The following is a 4218-nucleotide window of genomic DNA, read 5'->3' on the forward strand; positions in this document are numbered from 1 at the left end:
AGGTTTTTTTATAACACAGATAAAGAAATTTAGTCTTCATTTAAAATAGGCACTTCTAGTCCCATTTCTTGCATTATTTTTTTCACCTCTTCAGGTACTTTTTCTGCATTGTCTTTACGTAGATCATCATCATTAGGCAGCGGTTGCCCTGTAAACGCATGCAAAAATGCTTCGCATAAAAGCTCACTATTTGTTGCATGGCGCAAGTTGTTTATTTGACGACGAGTACGTTCATCAGTTAATACCTTTAATACATTTAGCGGGATCGAAACGGTGATCTTTTTTACTTGTTCGGATTTTTTCCCGTGTTCTGCATATGGGTGAATATATTCACCATTCCATTTAGCCATAAGATGTATCGTTGCCTCAGATTATAAATTGCTCACACAGCATCAAAGCGTGTAAATATGCGTGAAATTCTATCGGTTTAAAAAAGATAGTCAAATACTAGTTATTTAGCTATCTAGACATTTAAATGTTTTGACATCTTAAACTGCATGCGCTACCTTTTAGACGTCTAAACATCCAAAATAGTAAAGGTGGCGAAAATGAGTGAAAAAAATAAGGCAACAATTGCTGTTCGTAGTGGAATAGAAGCCGACAAACAGCATGGTGCGGTTGTTCCACCGCTTTATTTATCAACAACTTACTCATTTGCTGACTTTGATACCAAGCGTCAATATGATTATGGCCGCAGTGGTAATCCTAATCGTGACATTTTGGCTGAGGCCCTCACCGAGCTTGAAGGTGGCGCTAAAGGCATTATTACTGCCACAGGCATGGCGGCAGTTCACTTAACCACTCAGTTATTAAATAGTGACGATACGTTAGTGATCCCTCACGATTGTTATGGTGGCAGTTATCGTTTATTTACTTCACTAGAAAAGCGCGGCTTGTTGAAGCTTGAAGTGGTCGATTTCACTAAAAGCGAAAGCTTATCGCATATTCTTGCTATTAAACCTAAGCTGATCTGGATTGAAACACCGAGTAATCCAATTTTACGCTTAACTGATATTAAAGCAGTTACCGATATTGCTAAGCAGTGTGGTGCACTCGTTGCTGCCGATAACACATTTTTATCGCCGGCTTTGCAAAACCCGATTAAATTTGGTGCCGATATTGTGGTTCACTCAACCACTAAATATATCAATGGTCATTCAGATGTTGTTGGTGGTGCGGTTATTGCAGCTAGCGCTGAGCTTGGTGAAGAACTGGCCTGGTGGGCAAATAATATTGGCATTACTGGGGCGCCATTTGATAGCTATTTAACACTTAGAGGCTTACGTACGTTAAATGTGCGTTTGAGACAACACCAAGAAAACGCATTCGCTATTGCACAGTATTTAGAAAGCTCCCCGTTTGTTGAGCAGGTTTACTATCCAGGTCTTGAATCACACCCACAACATGCGCTAGCTAAGGCGCAGCAGCTTGGCTTCGGTGCTATGGTCAGTTTTGATATAAAAGGCGATATAAACGATGCGGCCGCGTTTTTAACGCGCTTAAATGAATTTAGTTTAGCGGAATCATTAGGTGGAGTGGAAAGTTTGATTTGTCACCCTGCAACTATGACCCATGCAGGCATGGAAGCGACTGCACGTGCAGAAGCTGGAGTAGGCGACACGCTTATTCGCATTTCGGCGGGTATTGAAGATGTAAAAGACTTACTTACTGATTTAGACAGAGTATTTAATTTAGTACGCCCAGGACAAGCAGATAACGCGCTAGCTGCAAAAAAGGGTGCTAGTGAGTCATTTGGTTCAGCAAAATTAAACGCGGCGCATCCGGCGTTATGGTAGTACCTACCAATTTTGAAAATATAAAAAACATGAAGTCGAGTGGGTATTAACATGGTAAATCAGGTTCATAAATTTGGTGGTTCGAGTTTAAGCTCAGCGGATCGCTTTAAAAGTGTCGCAAATATTATTTTAATTCATGCTCAAGCAGGAGATTGTGTGGTGGTATCGGCTGCCGGGAAAACCACCGATACCTTGGTTAAGTTGTGGCAAAGCTATCAACAGCAAGATCCCCAAGCGATTGCTGATATAATTTTGTTATTAAGTAATCATCAATCTGTGCTTATTGAGCAATTGCTTATATCCAGTGCTAAGCATGAAGCACTCCGTATACTTGCCACTGAGCTAAGCACGATTACCCAGCAGGCCAAGCAAGGTACTTTAGCTGAAGCTTGGCTATTAGCCCATGGCGAATTATGGTCTGCAAGGCTATTAAGTGCTTACTTAGAGCAGCTTAACGTTAGTGCTTGCGCTCATGACGCTAGGCAGTTATTTACTATAGACGCAGGCCAGTTGCAGCATGCTAATAATCAGCAGCAGTGCTTAAAAGCCATAGATACGAGTAAAATTAATGTCGTTACAGGGTTTATTGCAGCTAATTTACTGCATGAAACCGTGACCCTAGGACGAAACGGTAGTGATTACAGTGCTACTTTATTAGCGCGATATTGCAATGCTAAAAAAGTGTCTATTTGGACTGACACTCAAGGTGTTTTTAGTACTGATCCACGTAAGGTAGCTAATGCGGTTAAGTATGCGCGGGTGTGCCGCGAACAAGCCAATTTATTAGCGAGACTAGGGAACCCTGTATTACATGCTAAGACATTATCGCCATTAAAAGGAACCGACATAGAGTTAATTGTTTGCAGCAGCTACGATCTGCAAGGCAGTCACACCGAAATAGTTAAACCCGGAATGAGTAAACAAAAGCGTTTTTTAACTACGATTAACAATGTGGATTTACTCACTGTTGATGATTTGAGTGAAGGCGAGGTAGCGCATGCTAGTCAGCTTATTCAGCATAGTTTACATCACTTTGAACAAGCGGGCGAAATCTACTTGGTAGTCCCAGCGTCGACGACATATCAGCTGGTTAATTATTTTGCTGGCCGAGCCAACATTAGCGAGTCTAACTTAAATGGGGTTGCAATTATTGCATCAGAGCAAGATATAGCGACGCTCGGTAAGCAAAGTGCCGCTTTACTTCAAGGGCAATCAATCCAACCTCGTTTTACTCATTTTGGTGAAGATTATACGTTATTACTAACCGATCAAGTGCTTGAGAGTGATGTGCTGAGCTTGTTGCATGATAAATTGATTAATAAAGCGCAAGAAATAGCTTTAATTATTGCAGGACTCGGTAATGTAGGTGCTGAATTTATGCGCCAACTACCAGCTCAACTAGCTCGTTTATCATCTGATTTTAACGTTAAGTTAGTGGCATTACTGCGCTCAGAGCAGATGCTGGTTAATGCCAATGGGTTAGACTGTGAAAACTGGCAGCAACAATGGGAAAACCATGCCAGCCCCTATCAGCAAGCTGATTTATTGTCATACATTGATACGCTTGAGTATGAACATAAGGTAGTGATTGATATCACCGCCAGTGAATGTTTTAGCCACCTTTATAGCAAATTTGTGGAATTAAATTGTCACTTAATTAGTGCCAATAAATACGCAGGCACTGCCCCGCTGAGCTGGTATCAAACATTACGTGAAAATTTGGCGCAGCGAGGCTTACACTGGCGTTATAATGCCAGTGTGGGAGCCGGATTACCGATTAATTTTGCATTAGCCGATTTACAAAACAGTGGTGATAAAATAACGCGTATAGAAGGCGTGTTTTCTGGTACGTTGTCGTGGCTGTGCAGTAGTTACGATGGCAGCAAGGCATTTTCAGATTTGGTGCTTGAAGCACAAGCTTTAGGGTTTACCGAGCCTGATCCGCGAGAAGATTTATCTGGGCGAGATATGCAACGCAAGTTGCTTATTTTGGCGCGTGAGTTAGGTATTGAATTAGAACTTAATGATATTTCGTTATCGGCGTTAATGCCCGATGAACTAAGTAAAGGCAGTTGGAGTGACTTCCTTGATAACAAGGCAAGCTTAGATGCGTTTATTCAGCAGCATGCACAAGCGGCTCAGCAACAAAATGCATCCCTGTGTTACACCGGACTATTAGAGTTTAAAAACAATAAGCTAGACGCTAAGGTAGGGATTGCTTATGTACCAAAAAGCGAAGCAGTTGCTAATTTAAGACCTGGCGATAATATTTTTGTGATTAATACTCAATGGTATAACCAAAACGCATTAGTTATCCAAGGCCCCGGCGCGGGTAAAGAAGTAACAGCTGCAGGTGTTCATTCAGATTTATATTGGCTAGTAAAAAATATTAGTTAGACCATCAAAAAGGCCGCTAATCAGC

3 protein-coding genes are annotated in these 4218 nt (G+C 41.5%); 2 read left to right on the forward strand and 1 reads right to left on the reverse strand.

Going from position 1 to position 4218, the window contains the following annotated elements; all coding sequences use genetic code 11:
• Positions 1-29: 29 nt before the first annotated feature.
• Positions 30-350 (reverse strand): met regulon transcriptional regulator MetJ, encoded by a 321-nt coding sequence (metJ, locus tag P20439_RS09910; protein ID WP_008115021.1) that lies wholly within the window; start codon positions 348-350, stop codon positions 30-32.
• A 198-nt stretch (positions 351-548) separates the two neighbouring features.
• Here metJ and metB point away from each other — a divergent pair, with 198 nt between their 5' ends.
• Positions 549-1796, forward strand: coding sequence for a cystathionine gamma-synthase (gene metB, locus P20439_RS09915; protein WP_008466578.1), 1248 nt, complete (start codon positions 549-551; stop codon positions 1794-1796).
• Between the two features lie 51 nt (positions 1797-1847).
• A complete protein-coding gene (gene metL / locus P20439_RS09920) occupies positions 1848-4193 on the forward strand; it encodes a bifunctional aspartate kinase/homoserine dehydrogenase II (RefSeq protein ID WP_008466580.1) in 2346 nt (781 codons plus the stop codon).
• Positions 4194-4218: the final 25 nt, after the last annotated feature.

The sequence above is a fragment of the Pseudoalteromonas sp. BSi20439 genome (assembly GCF_000241165.1).
GTDB lineage: Bacteria > Pseudomonadota > Gammaproteobacteria > Enterobacterales > Alteromonadaceae > Pseudoalteromonas.

Bases quoted from the DNA above. Each gene is read 5' to 3' on its own strand.
- metJ (WP_008115021.1), bottom strand. From the start codon at position 350: ATGGCTAAATGGAATGGTGAATATATTCACCCATATGCAGAACACGGG.
- metB (WP_008466578.1), top strand. From the start codon at position 549: ATGAGTGAAAAAAATAAGGCAACAATTGCTGTTCGTAGTGGAATAGAA.
- metL (WP_008466580.1), top strand. From the start codon at position 1,848: ATGGTAAATCAGGTTCATAAATTTGGTGGTTCGAGTTTAAGCTCAGCG.